A 16,346-nucleotide genomic window follows, 5' to 3' on the forward strand; every position below is an offset into this window, starting at 1 on the left:
CCTTTGTTGAGGCTCAGGGTCCGCGCAGGCCCTGTTCTACATTTGTGCCTACCCGACGGAGCCGCCGCATGACCTTTGAACGCGTCCTGACGACTGCCGGCGTTGCGCTGACGCTGGCGCTATCTCCGCTGCTGGCCCACGGCGCACCCGTCATCCAGGTCCAGGACGACCGCGGCCGCACCGTCACGCTGGACGCCCCCGCCCGGCGCGCCGTCACGCTGGCGCCCCATGCCACCGAACTCATCTACGCCGCCGGCGCCGGCGGCCACATCGTCGGCACCGTGCTCGGCAGCGACTACCCGGCCGCGGCGCGCGCGCTGCCCGTCATCGGCGACGGCACGCAGCCGGACGCCGAGCGCGTGGCCGCCGCCCGTCCCGACCTGCTGATCGCCTGGCAGCCGTCCGCCGCCGAACCCCTGGCGCGCGTGATGGACAAGCTGGGCGTTCCCGTCTTCTACAGCGATCCGCTGACGCTCGCCGCCATCCCCGGCGCGGTCGAACGCATGGGCCAGCTGTTCGGCACCGAGCCCGTGGCGCAGGCCGCCGCGCAGGACATGCGCGCCCGGCTGGATGCCCTGAAGGCGCGCTATGCCGGCCGGCGCCCGGTGCGCGTCTTCGTGCAGGCAGGCCTGGACCCCATCTACACACTGAACGACACCAGCATCGTCAGCGATGCGCTGCGGCTGTGCGGCGGCGTCAACGTCTTCGGCCAGGCGCCCATCGTGGCCCCGCAGGTCACGCTGGAAGGCGTGCTGGCGGCCCGGCCCGAGGCCGTGCTGGCCGGCGTCTCTCGCCCGGAGGACACGGCCAGGAACCTGACTGCCTGGCAGGCGATGGGCCTGCCGGCGGCGCGCCAGGGCCACGTCTACGGCGTCGACGCCGACGCGCTCTACCGGCCCGGCCCCCGGCTGATCGACGCGGCCGAGACCCTCTGCGCCGACCTGGACCGGGTGCGCTGACGCGCGCGATCCGCAAATAGTGGAACGCGCCGGACCGGTGCCCGGCCCTGCCGTCCTGCGGACTGCTTTATCATTCGGCATCAGTCAGCCAGTCCTCCGCGGGCCTCGCATCGTGCGCGCCCGCCCTTTGAAGCACCGCCATGACCACACAAGACACTCTCACCATCGCCGGCCGCGCCTATTCGTCGCGCCTGCTCGTCGGAACCGGCAAGTACAAGGACTTCGAACAGACCCGCGCGGCCCTGGATGCCAGCGGCACGGAAATCGTCACCGTCGCCATCCGCCGCACCAACATCGGCCAGAACGCCGGTGAGCCGAACCTGCTGGACTACGTTCCCACCTCCAAATTCACGCTGCTGCCCAATACCGCCGGCTGCTACTCCGCCGACGACGCCGTGCGCACGCTGCGCCTGGCCCGCGAACTGCTGGACGGCCACGACCTCGTGAAGCTCGAAGTGCTGGGCGACCCGCACACCCTGTTCCCCAACATGCCCGAAACCCTCAAGGCCACCAAGACGCTGGTCGATGAAGGCTTCAAGGTCATGGTCTATTGCACCGACGATCCCATCCAGTGCCGCATGCTGGAAGACATGGGCGCCGTGGCCGTCATGCCGCTGGCCTCGCTGATCGGCTCGGGCATGGGCATCCTGAACCCCTGGAACCTGCGCCTCATCATCGACCAGGCCCGCGTGCCGGTCGTGGTCGACGCCGGCGTGGGCACCGCGTCCGACGCCGCCATCGCCATGGAACTGGGCTGCGACGCCGTCCTGATGAACACCGCCATCGCCGGCGCGCGCGACCCCATCCTGATGGCCAGCGCCATGAAAAAGGGCGTCGAAAGCGGCCGTGAGGCCTTCCTGGCCGGCCGCATGCCCAAGAAGCTGTACAGCGGCGCGCCCAGCTCGCCCACCGAAGGCTTGATCACCGGCGGTCCCGCGAAATGAATTCCCGCCAGCCGGCCGCCAGCGGCCGTCCCATCCCCAACGCGCTGACCATCGCGGGCGTCGACCCGTCCGGCGGCGCCGGCATCCTGGCCGACGTCAAGGCCATGAGCGCGCTGGGCGCCTACGGCTGCGCCATCATCGCCGCGCTCACCGCGCAGAACACGCAGGGCGTGACCGGCATTTCGCCAGTGCCGCCCGCCTTTGTCGGCCTGCAGATCGACACGCTGTTCACCGACGTGCGCATCGACGCGGTGAAGGTCGGCATGCTGGGCCAGCGGCCCATCATCGAGGTCGTGGCCGAAAAACTCGCCAAATGGACGCCCGCGCACGTCGTGCTCGACCCCGTCATGGTCGCCAAGAGCGGCGACCTGCTGCTTGAGAACGACGCCGTCGGCGCCATGCGCGAAGCCATGCTGCCCCTGACCACCCTGCTCACGCCCAACCTGCCCGAGGCCGGCGTGCTGCTCGAAGAGCGCCCCGTCGAGACCGTCAAGGAAATGCGGCGCGTCGCCGAGCGACTGCGCAACAAGCTGGCGCATTCCGGCGAACGCTGGGTGCTGGTCAAGGGCGGACACCTGCCCGGCAACGAAACCATCGACCTGCTGCACGACGGCGACCGCATGATCGAACTGCCCGGCCACCGCATCGACACCGCCAACACGCACGGCACCGGCTGCACGCTGTCGGCCGCGCTGGCGGCGCTGCTGCCGCAAATCGGGGACGTACCAGAATCCGCCAAGCGCGCCAAGGCCTATCTGACTGAAGCCATCCGCCACGCGGAGCGCCTCTCGGTCGGATCGGGCCACGGTCCGGTCCACCATTTCCACGGCTGGTGGTAAGCGTCAGCCAGCCTGAAACATCTGCCGCACGGGCGCGCCGTCACAGGACGCTACGAATCGGTACAATGGCTCGTTGATTCCTCTGTTTTTTCTGACCGTCATGAACGCTTCGACCCTGCCCGACGTAGAACAAGCCCGCTTCAATATGGTGGAACAGCAGATCCGCCCGTGGGACGTCCTGGACGCCAACGTGCTGCAAGCGCTGTTCGATGTGCGCCGCGAACAATTCGTTCCGCCGGCCCTGCGCGGCCTCGCGTTTTCCGACCTGGAGCTGCCGCTCGAGATCAACGCGGTCAACACGCGCCAGACCATGCTCGCCCCCAAGGTCGAAGCCCGTCTCGCGCAGGAACTGCTGCTGACCAAGTCCGACTGTGTGCTCGAAATCGGCACCGGTTCGGGCTACCAGGCCGCCCTCCTGGGCTACCTGGCGCAACAGGTCACCTCCGTCGAAATCGACAGCCGTCTGGTGACCTTCGCGCAGCAGAACCTGCAAATGAACAACGTCACCAACGTCAAGGTCGAAACCGGCGACGCCCGCAACGGCTGGGGCTCCACCGAATACGACGCCATCCTGGTCACCGGTTCCGTGCCGGTCGTGCCGGACGCGCTGAAGTACCAGTTGCGCGTGGGCGGCCGCCTTGTCGTGGTGGTCGGCCAGAACCCCATCATGACGGCCTGTCGCATCACCCGCACCACCGCCGCCAGCTTCGAAACCGTCAAGCTCTTCGAAACGGTCATCAAGCCGTTGCGCGGCGTCACGGTGTCGCAGTTCAAGTTCTAACTCCGCGACCTCGCCGCCTTCCGCCCGGCCCCCATGGGGCCGGCGTCACGTCCGGCGGCCCGGCGTATCGTTGAAAGATCATGCGCGTCCGATCACTTACGGCTTTACTGGTTTTCACCTGCGCCGCAAGTGCCGGCCCGCTGACTGCGTCCGCCCAGAACCTGGTCCAGGTCTGGCAGGCCGCGCTGGGCAATGACCCCACCTACGCCGCCGCGCGCGCCAACTACCGCGCCGGCCTTGAAAAAGAACCCCAGGCCCGCGCGCTGCTGCTGCCCCTGATCACCGCCGAAGCCGGCGGCGCCTACCAGGAAACCCGCAGCACCCGCGGCCTGTCCTACGCCTACAGCGGCGGCCGCGGCGTGTGGGACCTGGCGCTCACCCAGCCGCTCTTCGACTGGGGCCGCTGGCAAAACTTCGAGCAATCCAAGCTCATCGTCGCGGACGTCGAAGTCCAGCTCCAGCAGGCCTACCAGGACCTCTTGCTACGCGTCGCCGACGCCTACTTCAACGTCCTGTACGCCCAAGACACCCTGACCGCCACCGAAGCCGAAAGGGCCGCCGTCGCCGGTCAGTTGGAATCCGCCAAGCGCAACTTCGAACTCGGCAACGCCACCATCACCGACACGTACGAGGCGCAGTCCCGCTACGACCTCGTCGTGGCCCAGGAACTGCGCCTGCAGAACGACCTGGAAGTGCGCCGCGACGAACTCGCCAAGATCATCGGCACGCAGCCCGGCGCACTGGCCGAACTGCCCTACGGCGTGCAACTGCCCGCCCCCCAGCCCGCCCGCATCGCCGACTGGAGCAACCAGGCCGAAACCTCCAGCCTCGAAGTCCTGCGCGCGCAACTGCTCACCCGCATCGCCGGCCGCGAAATCCAGATCGCCAAGAGCGGCCACTACCCCACCCTGAACCTGCGCGCCACCAGCGGCAGCGCCAGCGACGCCGTCATGCGCAACGCCGCCCCCGGCAAGCCCATCGACAACACCATCGGCGTGGTCCTCTCCATCCCCCTCTACTCCGGCGGCGGCGTGTCCTCGCAAGTCACGGAAAAGGTCGAACTGGAACAAAAGGCCCGCTACGACTTCGAAACCGCCCGCCGCCAGGCCGTCCAGGCCACGCGCCAGTACTACACCGGCGTCACCAGCGGCCTGGCCCGCATCCAGGCCCTGGAAGCCGGCGAAAAATCCAGCCGCGCCGCCGTAGAAGCCAACCGCACCGGCTACGAAGTCGGCGTGCGCATCAACCTGGACGTCCTGAACGCCCAGCAACAGCTCTACGCCACCCAGCGCGACCTGGCCCTGGCCCGCTACAGCACGGTGCTCTCCGGCCTGCGCTTGAAGGCCACTAGCGGCATCCTGGCGGAATCGGATCTGGACGCCATCAACCGGCTGCTGCGCGCACCGCGCTGAGCGAGCCAGGGGGCAGCACGGGTGACACCCGCGCCCCGGTGTCGCGCCACCGGTGCCTGACACCCTGCCACCGGTGTCTGACACCCTTGAAGCACTGTCTCGAACCCAAGATCATCTCCGCGGGTGTCAGACACCTAATCACCAGCCCCCGCCAGCGTGCGAGCGCACACCGCCACGACGTCCCACCGACCCGATGCCGATTGCCGCCGCCCGGGCGGCAATCGGCGGCCCCGCAAATCCCCTTCCCCGACCACAGGTCTTACAGCGCCCCAAACCAAAGACCCGCGTAGCACGGCGTCGCGGTCACCGTGGGTGCGAGCGCCGTCGATGCGCCCGAGGGAATCTGAAGGGAAGGCCGAAGGCCTGGACGAAGATGACGAAGGGGGGGCCGCCTAGGCAAGTCCGGAGCGAAGGCTCCGGACCGCAATCGTGGGCGATCGTGCCCACGGTGACTGCGGCGCCGGGCGACCTAAGAAGACCTGCGGCACCGACCTACGCAGACCGGCAGCACCGACCCACGAAGCCCTAAAGCCCCCACCTGCAAAGCCCAAAGCACAAAAAGAAAAGGCGGCCACCCAGGCCGCCTCACACTCATCCAACACCTCAAATTCAAAGCCTTCATCCGCCCTGAATCTTCTTCACCAACGCCGTAGTAGACCGCTCAAACTCAAAAGGAATCGCCACGGCACGCCCCCCCCAGCTCTTCACCAGCGCAGTCTCCGGCAACGTCTCCATGTCGTAATCGCCACCCTTGACGATCAAATCAGGCCGAAGCTCCCCGATCAACGCCTCGGGCGTGTCCTCGTGAAACGACGTCACCACCGACACAAACCCCAACGCCGCCAGCAACGCCGCCCGATCTTCCATCCGATTCAGAGGACGCTCCGAACCCTTCCCCAGCCGCCGCACCGACTCATCGGTATTCACGGCGACAATCAACGTCGCCCCCAACTGCGCCGCCTGATCCAGATACGTCGCATGCCCGCGATGCAGGATGTCGAACACCCCATTCGTGAACACCAGCGGCCGCGGAAAGCGGCCAGCGGCGACGGCAGCGACGAGTTCGTCGCGGGACAGGACCTTGGATTCGAAACGGGCGGCAGGCATGCGGCGATTATAGGAGGGATCAGGCGCCGCCCAGGATGATCTCTTTGTCCTTCGGAACGATCAGCGCCGACACTTCCTTCCGGTAACGGTTCAGATCCTTCACCGTCTCGAAGCTGCGGTCCATCAGCTTCGACAGGATGTGCAGAATCCGCGTCGCCACCTTCTGCTCCCACACCCCGTCGAAACGGATCTGCGTGTCCAGCCAGTGCTCCAGCCAGCCCGGCTCCGGCAGGCGCGATTGCACCGTGTCGTTCGGGAACAGATCCTTGTTCACGTGCAGATTGGTCGGATGCAGCGCCTGCTGCGTGCGGCCCGCCGATGCCATCAGCACCCCGATCTTCGAGAACGCCAGACGCGCCTGCGCGCTCGTGTCCTGCCCGCGGTCATGCAGCGCGCGGCGCATGTATTGCAGGTACGCGCCCGCATGGCGCGCCTCGTCCTGCGCCACCGTCTTGTAGATCGCCTTGATCACCGGCTCCGTGTGCCATTCGGCCGCGCGGCGGTACCAGTGGTTCAGACGAACCTCGCCGCAGAAGTGCAGCATCAGCGTTTCAAGTTCAGGAGCCTTGTCGAACTCAAAGCGCACGTTGTGCAGCTCTTCCTCGGTCGGCACCAGATCCGGGCAGAAGCGGCGCAGATACTCGATCAGCACCAGCGAATGCTTTTGCTCTTCAAAGAACCAGACCGACATGAACGCGCAGAAATCGCTGTCGCCGCGGTTGTCGCGCAAGAACATCTCGGTGGCCGGCAGCGCCGCCCACTCGGTGATGGCGTTCATCTTGATCGTGTGAGCCTGTTCGTCCGAGAGCTTGCTGCGGTCGAAATCACCCCAAGGGATGTCGTGCGCCATGTTCCAGCGCACCGCTTCCATGGTTTTGAAGAGTTCAGGATAAAGCATTGTCTGCCCTTGTATTCGTCCCGCTAGTGGGGCTATGAAAATTGATGAATGGCGCGCGCGTTCTTATAGGCTCGGGCGCTGCATGCCACTTTGCGCAGCGCTATTTTTCGCCGTCTCCCGCGAAGCTATGATGACCGTTTCATGAATGAAACATGACAGTAAGGTCTAGATCATCGCGCCGCCTATCGGGTCAACGCCCATATCGCGACCCCGACCGCCAGCGCCAGCACGCCAACCAGCGCTGCAACCAGCCGGTTGTTCTGCTCTTGTGCGCGGCGTAACTGCATCATCTCGGCCAGCATCGCGGGCGAGACATTGGGTCGGCTCAGATGGTCATGGACCAGCCTGGGCAGAGCGGGCAGCATTTGCGACCACTGCACGGCCTCTTTTTCCAGGCTTTGCCGCAGGCCCTTGAATCCGACACGCTGACGCATCCAGCGTTCCAGATAGGGCTTGGCGGTCTTCCAGAGATCGAGGTTGGGATCGAGCTGACGGCCCAGTCCCTCGACGTTCAGCAGGGTCTTCTGCAACAGGACCAGCTGCGGCTGGATCTCGACGTTGAAACGGCGCGAGGTCTGGAAAAGCCGCAGCAGCACCTGCCCCAGCGAAATCTCCGACAGCGGCCGGTCAAAATACGGTTCGCAGACGGCGCGCACCGCGCCCTCAAGCTCTTCCTCGCGCGTATCCGGCGGCACCCAGCCCGATTCGATATGCAGTTGCGCCACGCGGCGATAGTCGCGGTGGAAGAAGGCCAGGAAATTCTGCGCCAGGTAATTCTTGTCGAACTCCGACAGCGAACCCACGATGCCGAAGTCCAGCGCGATGTAGCTGCCCAGCGTGCCAGGGCGGTCCGACACGTAGATGTTGCCCGGGTGCATGTCGGCGTGGAAGAAGCCGTCGGTGAACACCTGCGTGAAGAAGATCTCGACGCCGGTGCGCGCCAGCGTCGGAATGTCGATGCCGGCCTCGCGCATGCGCTCCACCTGGCCCACCGGCATGCCGTACATGCGCTGCATCGTGAACACGGTGGAGGCCGTGTATTCCCAGATGACTTCGGGCACGATCAGCATGTCGCCGCGGCCGGATTCCGGACCGAAATTGCGGCGCAGCTGGCTGCAATTGGAGGCCTCGCGCACCAGGTCCAGTTCGTCGTGCAGGTACTTGTCGAATTCCGCAACAACCTCGCGCGGCTTCAGGCGGCGGCCGTCGGCGCCCAGGCGCTCGATGATGCGCGCCACGATCTTCAGCAGCGACAGATCCTTTTCGATGATGCTGAGCATGCCTGGCCGCAGCACCTTCACGGCGACTTCTCGGCCATCGTGCAGCACCGCGAAGTGAACCTGCGCGATCGAGGCCGACGCCACCGGGTCCACCTCGAATTGCGCGAACAGCTTTTCCGGCGGCGCGCCCAGCGCCGCCTCGATGCAGGCCGCCGCCCGCGCGGACGGGAACGGCGGCACACGATCCTGCAGCAACGCCAGTTCGTTGGCGATGTCGGCGGGGATCAGGTCGCGGCGGGTGGACAGCACCTGCCCGAACTTCACGAAGATGGGGCCCAGCGATTCCAGCGCCAGACGCAGCCGCTGGCCGCGCGGCGAGCGCGGACGCGTGCCCAGACGCATGACGCGCAGCAGGCACGTGGCCAGCGGGTGATTCAGGCTGGACAGGACAAGCTCGTCCAGGCCGTAGCGCAGCGAGACGACGATGATGCGGAAGAGGCGCAGCAAGGGGAACATGGATCAGGCGCCCCGCTTTGCGCCGGCCGAGGCCAGGCGGGTTTGCAGCGCGGCCGCCGACCGCGCCAGCGCATCGGCGCGCGCGTTCAGATCGGCCAGGTCCAGGCGCCATTGCTCCAGCGCCGGGCGGCCCGCCAGCACGCCGCTTTCTTCGGAGAGGTATTCAGAGATATTTTCGGCCAGCCGCTGACCCGCATTGCGGGCCCCGCCGGCCACCGCGCGCGCGCCGCCCACGATGCGCAGCGCGGCAATATCGCCGACCACGCGCGCAAGCGCATCTTCCGGATCCCATCGCAACTGCTTGGACAGGTCCGCCACCACCTGCGCCAGCGCCGCGTCGCCAGAGATGTGCGTGGCCTCGGCGAAATCGGGCTTTTCGTGCCCCGCGCCCAGGCGCGGCAACGGCAGCCTGTCTGGCGACACGGTCAGCGTGACGTCCGGCACCACGGCCGGGTCCGCCTGATCGGCCAGCCCGTCGCTATCAATGGACAAGCCCAGCGTGAAGCCGCCCATGACGAAGCGCACCGTCTTGCCGGCATGCCGCGCCAGGCGTTCGCGCGCCCAGTCCTCACGCCGCAACAGGGCGTTCAGAGCGCTGACGGCCAGGCGCTTGGGGGTGGGCAGGAACGAAAAAGGCAGCATGGCGGTTGCAAAGTCCCCAGGGGGCTTGCCGTAGTTGATGGGTAAATCGGGAGTGTAACGGGTTAGATGGGAGCCTGTTTTGCGGAAGGCACATGAAAAACCGGCCCTTTGGGGGCCGGTTCATGCGGACGCCGTGACGGCGTCCGCGGCAGAGGGCCGGTCGAGCCGGACCGCCAGGGATTAGCTGGCGTTTTCCACCGGGATCTGCTGGATGCCGGCCAGCAACCAGCCGCCATTGGCCGGCTTGAACAGGTTCCAGACTTCTTCGAAGCGGAAAGCCTCGGCGCCCGGGGCCTCGCGCAGCATGCCCGAGAAGCGCACGCTGGCCAGGTGACCGTCGGAGACGGTTTCGATGCCCAGCATCTCAGCGTTCAGCAGGACCACTTCGGTCTTGTTGGGCGCCGCGCCGCGCTCGGCCAGTTGCGGCTTGAGTTCGGTGATCAGGTCGTCGGTCAGGAATTCACGCAGACCGTCGGTGCTGCCGCTGTCCCAGACGGCCTGGATGCGGACGAACTGTTCCTTGGCTTGCTTCAGGAAGGCCGGCGTGTCGAAATCGCCCGGCACGAACCAGTTGTTGTCATCGCCCGCCTTGGGCAGGACGGCCGGCGGCTCGATGGGAGCGGCGGCCACCGGTGCGGCGGCTGCGGGCGCGGCGGCGCCCGGCTTCAGCGCTTCACGCCACATCGGCTGCTGTTGCTGGCCCGAGGCGTTGTTGTTGCCGCCAAATGCGCCCTGGGGGGCAGTGCGCGGACCGGCGCCACGCAGGCGGCGGATGATGAACATGACGGCAAAGACCACGGCGGCGATCAGCAGCGCGGACGACAGGAATTCCAGGAACGCGCCCGACAGGCCCATGCTGGAGAGCAGCGCGGCGATGCCCAGACCGGCGGCGATGCCGGCGATGGGACCCAGCCAACGCGAAGCGCCGCTCTTGGCGGCGGCGCCCGCTGCGCCGGCCGTGGCGGCACCGGCGGCTGCCGGCGCGGCGGTGGCGCCCGCGGTGTTGCTGTTGGCAGCCGGCGGCGTCGTGGCCTGACGCTGCGTCGTGACGTTGGAGGATTGACGGCCCACGCTGGAACCGCCGCCGGCGCGGCGGGCTTCAGCGTCAAACGACGCCGTCACCAGCGCAGCGCCCGAAACGGCGATGAGCGCTGCCGCGACAAAGCGCGAAAGACAGAATTTGGACATAGGTTTGCTCCCTCGTACTCGCGCCCCCGCTGCCCCGAGCAACGGGAGGGCCTCGCAATACGCGAGACCATCTGCGCGACTTTTCTTACAGTAATCTGAATGGCGTAAGAATAACGGACAAGCCGCCGCCCCACAAGTTCCCCGCGGGATGGCGAAACACGCCGTGGACGCCGGGCGTCAGCCCAGGCGCACGCCTTCGTGCAGCGCGGCGATGCCGGCTGTCAGGTTGAAATATTGCACCCGCTCCAGGCCGGCGGTGCGCAGCATGTCGGCCAGGGTCTCTTGGTCGGGGTGCATGCGGATGGATTCGGCCAGGTAACGATAGCTGGCCTCGTCCTTGGCGATCTTCTTGCCCAACCACGGCAGCACGTTGAAGGAATACCAGTCGTACGCGGGGGACAGCGGCTTGGCGATGCGCGAGAACTCCAGGACGAGCAGCTTGCCGCCCGGCTTGAGCACCCGGGTCATTTCGGCCAGGGCACGGTCCTTGTGGGTCATGTTGCGCAGGCCGAAGGCCACGCTGACGCGGTCGAAATAACCGGTGGGGAACGGCAGGCGCTCGGCGTCGCACACGGCGGTGGGCACCAGCAGGCCAGCGTCGGTCAGGCGGTCACGGCCGACGCGCAGCATGGAATCGTTGATGTCGGTCAGCCAGACCTCGCCCGTGGGGCCGGCGCGCTTGGCGAACGCGCGCGCCAGATCGCCCGTGCCGCCGGCGATGTCCAGCACCTTCATGCCGGGACGGATGGCGGCGCGGCCGATGGTGAAGGCCTTCCAGACGCGATGCAGGCCCGCCGACATGAAATCGTTCATGACGTCGTAGCGCTGGGCGACTGAATGGAAAACTTCGGCGACCTTGCGGGCCTTTTCGCCTTCGGGGACCGACTGGAAGCCGAAGTGCGTGGAGGTCGAGCCGGAACCGGCGGATTGTTGCGATTCGGAGGGGTTTTGCATGGTGAATTCCCGATATATCGGTCAATGGTAGCCTATCGGGCGCGCGCCTGCGGCGTGCCGGACCCGCCGAATGACGCGCTGCGGTCACATACCTGAAATATTGCGGCCATACTATCGCAATGTTCGCGCCGCGCCGGCGCTCAGAAGTGTGCCCAATTCGATATGTCCAGCACCATCCTCGTCGTCGAAGACGAACCCGCCATCCAGGAACTGATCGCCGTCAACCTGTCCTTCGCTGGCCACAAGGTGCTGCGCGCCTTCGACGCCGACCAGGCCCAGACGCTGATCCGCGCCGAGCTTCCCGATCTGATCCTGTTGGATTGGATGCTCCCGGGAACGTCCGGCCTGGCCATGGCGCGCAAGTTGCGCAACGACGAGCGCACCCGCGCCGTCCCGGTCATCATGCTGACCGCCAAGGGCTCCGAGCAGGACAAGGTGGACGGCCTGGAGGCCGGCGCCGATGACTACATCACCAAGCCCTTCTCGCCCAAGGAGCTGATGGCCCGCATCAAGGCCGTGCTGCGCCGCCGCGCGCCGCAGCTGACGGACGACGTCATCGACGTCGGCGGCCTCAAACTCGATCCGGTGACGCATCGCCTGTCGGGCAACAGCCAGTCCTTGCAAATCGGGCCCACCGAATTCCGCCTGCTCCACTTCTTCATGACGCACCCCGAGCGCGTGTTCTCGCGCTCGCAGTTGCTGGACCAGGTCTGGGGCGACCACGTCTTCGTGGAAGAACGCACGGTCGACGTGCACATCCGCCGCCTGCGCAAGGCCCTGGAACCCAGCGGCCATGACGCACACGTGGAAACGGTCCGCGGCAGCGGCTATCGGTTTACGGCACAGCTCCCGACGCGGTAAAACTGGCGCACGATGATCTGGCTGCGCACTCTTATATTTGTCGCCCTGTGGGCGGTGGTTGCGTTATTGGCGCAATGGCTCATTGGAGATCCCGCGGGCTGGGTCGTTTTTTCGGCCTCGCTGACCGCCATGCTGCTATGGCGCAGCTGGCGGCTGACGCTGGTCTCCCGCTGGGCCAATCAGCCCGACTCCGCCCCGCCCGCGTCCGTCGGCCCCTGGGACGACATTCTTGCTCCGCTCTATCGGTACACCCGCGCCCGCGCGCGTGAACTGACTGAAACCCGCGACACCATGCAAGGGATGCTGGCTGCTGCCCAGGCTCTGCCCGACGGCGCCGTCACGCTGAACGAAGACTTTCAGATCGACTGGTGCAACCGCATGGCGCGCCAGCATCTGGGCCTGCGACTGCCGGCCGACCGCGGACATAACCTCCTGAACCTGCTGCGCGCGCCGGAATTCGTGGAGTACGCGCATCGCCCGTCGTGGCCGGAACCCATCCTGGTGCGGCTGGGGCAGCAGGGCCAGGAACGGCTGATGATGATGCAACTGACGGCCTACGCCAGCAACCAGCGCCTGCTCATCACCCGCGACGTCACGCAGATCGAGCGCCTGGAAACCACGCGCCGCGACTTCGTGGCCAACGTCTCCCACGAACTGCGCACGCCGCTGACGGTGCTGGCGGGCTTTCTGGAAACGCTGCGCGACATGCCCGACGACGCGCTGCCCAAAGAACAGCGCGAGCAGTACATCGACATGATGCACGAGCAGGCGCACCGCATGCAGGCCATCGTGGAAGACCTGCTGACGCTGTCCACATTGGAATCGTCGCCGGGCAGCGATCCGCGCGCCGTGAACATGGGCGCGCTGCTGCAAAAGGCGCGCCAGCAGATCGAGGCGTTGTCGGGCGGCCGTCATCAACTGGTCTGGCACATCGATGAAACCCTGGACGTGCTGGGCGCCGAGAACGAACTGACCTCGGCGCTTTCCAACCTGCTGACCAACGCCGTGCGCTACACGCCGGACGGCGGCACCATCACCGTGCGCTGGGAGCGCGACCCCGAAGGCGGCGCATGCTACAGCGTCAAGGACACCGGCATCGGCATTCCGGCGCGCCATCTGCCGCGCCTGACCGAACGCTTTTACCGCGTGGACCGGGGCCGGTCGCGCGCCGTCGGCGGCACGGGCCTGGGCCTGGCGATCACCAAGCACATCGCCATGCGGCACGACGCCGAACTGCTCATCACCAGCGAACCCGGCAAGGGCAGCGTCTTCTCGCTGCGCTTTCCCGCCGACCGCATCGCCATCGCCGAAACGGCGTGATCCCGCCCGCCTGCCCGCCTGACGGCGGCGCGCGGGTGGTAAATTTTTGGCCATGCGCATCCTGGTCATCGAAGACGAACCCAAATTGGCCGACTACCTGAAGAAGGGACTGTCGGAGCAAAGCCACGTCGTAGACGTGGCGCGCGACGGCGTGGACGGCCGCCACCTCGCGCTCGAAGGCGCGTACGACCTCATCGTGCTGGACGTGATGCTGCCCGGCGTGGACGGCTTCGAGATCCTGGCCTCGGTGCGCGGGCACAAGGACACCCCCATCCTGATGCTGACGGCCCGCGACGCGGTGGAAGACCGGGTCCGCGGCCTGGAGGGCGGCGCCGACGACTACCTGGTGAAACCCTTCGCGTTCTCGGAGCTCTTGGCGCGGGTGCACGCGCTGCTGCGCCGCGGCCGCTCGCAGGAGCCCACGCTGCTGCGGCTGGCGGACCTGGAGCTGGATCTGGCGCGCCGGCGCGCCCAGCGCGGCGGCCAGCGGCTGGACCTGACCGCCAAGGAATTCAGCCTGCTGGCGCTCCTGTTGCGCCGCCAGGGGCAGGTGCTGTCGCGCACCACCCTGGCCGAACAAGTCTGGGACATGAACTTCGACAGCGACACCAACGTCATCGACGTCGCGGTGCGGCGCCTGCGCGGCAAGCTGGACGATCCCTACGCCACGAAACTGCTGCACACCGTGCGCGGCATGGGATACGTGCTGGAATCGCGTCCCGCGGGGGACCGCCCCGCTGACGGCCACGCCGGATGAGCCGCCCCCGCGTGCGCTCCATGCAAGCGCGGCTGACGCTGCTGCTGGGCGCCATCGCGCTATTTGTTTCCAGCGTGGCGGGCGCCACCCTTTTCTGGGCGCTCAAGCGCGAAGTCGAGCGCCAGGAGATCACCGAAGTCAGCGGCAAGCTCGAGCTCATCGACCACTTGATCGACATGCAGAACAGCGCGAGCGGCCTGCACGACCTGGCGGCCACCTTCGACGAGATGCGCGCGGGCCAGGGGCAACTGGGCATCTGGATCGTGGACGCGCAGGGCCAGGCCGTCTACGGCGGCGCCGCGCCCGAAACGCTGGAAACCACGGATGGCCGGCAGGTCCTCTTGCAGACGCCGGATGGCGGGCGCATGCGCGGCCTGCGCGTTGCCATGAACGATCGCATCCTGCCCGGCGCGCAGCTGACCGTGGCGGTCAGCACGCGCACCAGCGCGCAATTCCTCTATGCCTACGGCACGGCGCTGGCGCTGATCTGCGCGTTGTGGGTGGGCGCGACGGTCGTCCTGGCCGCCTGGGCCGTGCGGCGCAGCATGGCGCCCGCGCGGCGGCTGTCCGGGCAGGCCGCGGCCATCCAGCCCGACAACCTGGCGCGCCGCCTGCCGCTGCAAGACACCGACCGCGAACTGCATGAACTGGTGCGGTCCTTCAACCGCACGCTGGACCGGCTGCAGGCCACCTATCAGCAGATGGAGGGCTTCAACGCCGATGTCGCGCACGAACTGCGCACGCCGCTGGCGACCCTCATCAATGGCACGCAGGTCATGCTGTCGTCGCCGCGCGATGCGGCCGAGCTGCGAGACGCGCTGGAATCCAATCTGGAAGAACTGGAAGACCTGAAGACGCTGGTGAACGACATGCTGTTCCTGGCGCGCGCCGACCGCGGCGAGCGCGCCGCCGACCTGGCGCCCGTGTCGCTGGCCGCCGAAGCCCGGCGCGTCGCCGAATACTACGAGGCCACGCTGGAAGAGCACGCCGTGCGCCTGCGCTGCGTGGGCGACGCCACCGTGGCCGCCAACCGGGGGCTGGCGCGCCGCGCGCTGGCCAACCTGATCTCCAACGCCATCAAGGCGACGCCGCCAGGCGGCGAGATCGTGCTGACGTGCACTCCCACCGCGCGCGGGGCGCGGGTCACGGTCCACAACCCCGGCACGCCTATCCCGCCCGCGGACCTGCCCCGGATCTTCGACCGCTTTTTCCGCTCCGGCCAGACGCGCGCGCCACGCAGCGAAGGTCACGGCCTGGGCCTGGCCATCGTTCGCGCCATTGCCCGCATGCACGGCGGCGACGTGGATGCGGCGTCCGGCGCCGCCGGCACCGTGGTCGGCATCACCTTCAACAACCCGGGGCCGACCGCGAACATTACAAAAACGTAATCTGCGTGACAGGATCGGGTCACCCTGGTCTTCCTACAGTGTCATCACGCCCATTTCCATTGCAAGGATTCCCGTGAAAGGCACCCTGTTACGCACTTGCGCCGCCGCATTGGCGCTGATGATGTCCGGCGCCGCGTTCGCTGCAGGCGACCATGCGCACGGCGGCCACGCCCCGTCCGCGGCGGCCGCGCCCATCGGCGCGCCGGGCGATCCCGCCCGCGTCACGCGCACCATTGACGTCGACATGACCGACGCCATGCGCTTCTCGCCCGCCAGCATCGACGTCAAGGCCGGCGAAACCGTGCGGCTGAACGTGCGCAATTCCGGGAAGATCCGGCACGAACTCGTGCTGGGCACCGACGCCGACCTGAAGGCGCATTACGCCATGATGATGAAGGACCCCGGCATGCGCCACGAGGAACCCAACGCGGTGTCGCTGGACGCCGGCAAAAGCGGCCAGATTGTCTGGCGCTTCGGCAAGGCCGGCACGGTGTCCTTCGGCTGCCTGGAGCCAGGCCATTATGGCGCTGGCATGAAGGGCGCCGTCTCGGTGCTGTGAC

16 protein-coding genes are annotated in these 16,346 nt (G+C 67.3%); 10 read left to right on the plus strand and 6 right to left on the minus strand.

All coding sequences use genetic code 11. The features are described 5' to 3' along the window. Window positions 1–68 precede the first annotated feature (68 nt). The 5 genes from ASD71_RS13855 (at window position 69) to ASD71_RS13875 (ending at window position 4,935) form a co-directional block, all read left to right on the plus strand. A complete protein-coding gene (locus ASD71_RS13855; protein ID WP_056564701.1) occupies window positions 69–959 on the plus strand; it encodes a cobalamin-binding protein in 891 nt (296 codons plus the stop codon). A 140-nt stretch (window positions 960–1,099) separates the two neighbouring features. Next, window positions 1,100–1,903, plus strand: coding sequence for a thiazole synthase (locus tag ASD71_RS13860; protein ID WP_056564704.1), 804 nt, complete (start codon window positions 1,100–1,102; stop codon window positions 1,901–1,903). Beyond that, window positions 1,900–2,742 (plus strand): bifunctional hydroxymethylpyrimidine kinase/phosphomethylpyrimidine kinase, encoded by an 843-nt coding sequence (gene thiD / locus ASD71_RS13865; RefSeq protein WP_056564707.1) that lies wholly within the window; start codon window positions 1,900–1,902, stop codon window positions 2,740–2,742. Before ASD71_RS13860 ends, thiD begins: the two co-directional genes overlap by 4 nt. A 100-nt stretch (window positions 2,743–2,842) precedes the next feature. Beyond that, complete coding sequence (locus ASD71_RS13870; RefSeq protein WP_056566894.1) at window positions 2,843–3,523, plus strand: protein-L-isoaspartate O-methyltransferase; 681 nt, start codon at window positions 2,843–2,845, stop codon at window positions 3,521–3,523. An 80-nt stretch (window positions 3,524–3,603) separates the two neighbouring features. Further along, entirely contained in the window at window positions 3,604–4,935 is a 1,332-nt protein-coding gene (locus ASD71_RS13875) for a TolC family outer membrane protein (protein WP_056564712.1), read from the plus strand. A 618-nt stretch (window positions 4,936–5,553) separates the two neighbouring features. On the opposite strand, the gene rfaE2 is transcribed toward ASD71_RS13875, so the two are convergent. The 6 genes from rfaE2 to ubiE all read right to left on the minus strand — a co-directional run bounded on the left by rfaE2 (window position 5,554) and on the right by ubiE (window position 11,460). After that, window positions 5,554–6,042, minus strand: coding sequence for a D-glycero-beta-D-manno-heptose 1-phosphate adenylyltransferase (gene rfaE2, locus ASD71_RS13880; protein WP_056564714.1), 489 nt, complete (start codon window positions 6,040–6,042; stop codon window positions 5,554–5,556). Window positions 6,043–6,061: 19 nt separating this feature from the next. Then, entirely contained in the window at window positions 6,062–6,940 is an 879-nt protein-coding gene (locus tag ASD71_RS13885) for a hypothetical protein (RefSeq protein ID WP_056564718.1), read from the minus strand. A gap of 182 nt (window positions 6,941–7,122) precedes the next feature. Then, window positions 7,123–8,676: a ubiquinone biosynthesis regulatory protein kinase UbiB gene (gene ubiB / locus ASD71_RS13890; RefSeq protein ID WP_056564720.1), complete on the minus strand. Its 1,554-nt coding sequence runs from the start codon at window positions 8,674–8,676 to the stop codon at window positions 7,123–7,125. Between the two features lie 3 nt (window positions 8,677–8,679). Then, entirely contained in the window at window positions 8,680–9,318 is a 639-nt protein-coding gene (locus ASD71_RS13895) for an SCP2 domain-containing protein (protein WP_056564724.1), read from the minus strand. Between the two features lie 180 nt (window positions 9,319–9,498). Further along, window positions 9,499–10,506: a Tim44 domain-containing protein gene (locus ASD71_RS13900; protein ID WP_056564729.1), complete on the minus strand. Its 1,008-nt coding sequence runs from the start codon at window positions 10,504–10,506 to the stop codon at window positions 9,499–9,501. 177 nt (window positions 10,507–10,683) lie between these two features. Then, window positions 10,684–11,460, minus strand: coding sequence for a bifunctional demethylmenaquinone methyltransferase/2-methoxy-6-polyprenyl-1,4-benzoquinol methylase UbiE (ubiE, locus tag ASD71_RS13905; protein WP_056564732.1), 777 nt, complete (start codon window positions 11,458–11,460; stop codon window positions 10,684–10,686). 162 nt (window positions 11,461–11,622) lie between these two features. Here ubiE and phoB point away from each other — a divergent pair, with 162 nt between their 5' ends. The 5 genes from phoB to ASD71_RS13930 all read left to right on the plus strand — a co-directional run bounded on the left by phoB (window position 11,623) and on the right by ASD71_RS13930 (window position 16,345). After that, entirely contained in the window at window positions 11,623–12,321 is a 699-nt protein-coding gene (gene phoB, locus ASD71_RS13910) for a phosphate regulon transcriptional regulator PhoB (RefSeq protein WP_006227196.1), read from the plus strand. Between the two features lie 12 nt (window positions 12,322–12,333). Beyond that, the gene (gene phoR, locus ASD71_RS13915; protein WP_056564735.1) at window positions 12,334–13,641 is read left to right on the plus strand and encodes a phosphate regulon sensor histidine kinase PhoR; all 1,308 of its coding nucleotides are present in this window, start codon (window positions 12,334–12,336) and stop codon (window positions 13,639–13,641) included. Window positions 13,642–13,693: 52 nt separating this feature from the next. After that, on the plus strand, window positions 13,694–14,398 hold the full coding sequence (locus ASD71_RS13920) for a heavy metal response regulator transcription factor (protein ID WP_056564738.1): 705 nt from the start codon (window positions 13,694–13,696) through the stop codon (window positions 14,396–14,398). After that, entirely contained in the window at window positions 14,395–15,786 is a 1,392-nt protein-coding gene (locus ASD71_RS13925) for a heavy metal sensor histidine kinase (protein WP_056564741.1), read from the plus strand. The genes ASD71_RS13920 and ASD71_RS13925 overlap by 4 nt, the downstream gene beginning before the upstream one ends. A 73-nt stretch (window positions 15,787–15,859) precedes the next feature. After that, window positions 15,860–16,345, plus strand: a complete 486-nt coding sequence (locus ASD71_RS13930) for a plastocyanin/azurin family copper-binding protein (protein ID WP_056564743.1) — start codon at window positions 15,860–15,862, stop codon at window positions 16,343–16,345. The last annotated feature ends 1 nt before the right edge of the window (window position 16,346 follow it).

The organism is Achromobacter sp. Root565, from assembly GCF_001427425.1.
Classification (GTDB): Bacteria; Pseudomonadota; Gammaproteobacteria; order Burkholderiales; family Burkholderiaceae_B; genus Achromobacter; species Achromobacter spanius_D.

What these genes read in the sequence shown, in the direction of transcription:
- phoB (WP_006227196.1), top strand. Translation starts at nt 11,623, where the DNA reads ATGTCCAGCACCATCCTCGTCGTCGAAGACGAACCCGCCATCCAGGAA.
- rfaE2 (WP_056564714.1), bottom strand. Translation starts at nt 6,042, where the DNA reads ATGCCTGCCGCCCGTTTCGAATCCAAGGTCCTGTCCCGCGACGAACTC.
- ASD71_RS13860 (WP_056564704.1), top strand. Translation starts at nt 1,100, where the DNA reads ATGACCACACAAGACACTCTCACCATCGCCGGCCGCGCCTATTCGTCG.
- ASD71_RS13855 (WP_056564701.1), top strand. Translation starts at nt 69, where the DNA reads ATGACCTTTGAACGCGTCCTGACGACTGCCGGCGTTGCGCTGACGCTG.
- ASD71_RS13875 (WP_056564712.1), top strand. Translation starts at nt 3,604, where the DNA reads ATGCGCGTCCGATCACTTACGGCTTTACTGGTTTTCACCTGCGCCGCA.
- ubiE (WP_056564732.1), bottom strand. Translation starts at nt 11,460, where the DNA reads ATGCAAAACCCCTCCGAATCGCAACAATCCGCCGGTTCCGGCTCGACC.
- ubiB (WP_056564720.1), bottom strand. Translation starts at nt 8,676, where the DNA reads ATGTTCCCCTTGCTGCGCCTCTTCCGCATCATCGTCGTCTCGCTGCGC.
- ASD71_RS13900 (WP_056564729.1), bottom strand. Translation starts at nt 10,506, where the DNA reads ATGTCCAAATTCTGTCTTTCGCGCTTTGTCGCGGCAGCGCTCATCGCC.
- ASD71_RS13920 (WP_056564738.1), top strand. Translation starts at nt 13,694, where the DNA reads ATGCGCATCCTGGTCATCGAAGACGAACCCAAATTGGCCGACTACCTG.
- ASD71_RS13870 (WP_056566894.1), top strand. Translation starts at nt 2,843, where the DNA reads ATGAACGCTTCGACCCTGCCCGACGTAGAACAAGCCCGCTTCAATATG.
- ASD71_RS13895 (WP_056564724.1), bottom strand. Translation starts at nt 9,318, where the DNA reads ATGCTGCCTTTTTCGTTCCTGCCCACCCCCAAGCGCCTGGCCGTCAGC.
- phoR (WP_056564735.1), top strand. Translation starts at nt 12,334, where the DNA reads ATGATCTGGCTGCGCACTCTTATATTTGTCGCCCTGTGGGCGGTGGTT.
- ASD71_RS13885 (WP_056564718.1), bottom strand. Translation starts at nt 6,940, where the DNA reads ATGCTTTATCCTGAACTCTTCAAAACCATGGAAGCGGTGCGCTGGAAC.
- thiD (WP_056564707.1), top strand. Translation starts at nt 1,900, where the DNA reads ATGAATTCCCGCCAGCCGGCCGCCAGCGGCCGTCCCATCCCCAACGCG.
- ASD71_RS13925 (WP_056564741.1), top strand. Translation starts at nt 14,395, where the DNA reads ATGAGCCGCCCCCGCGTGCGCTCCATGCAAGCGCGGCTGACGCTGCTG.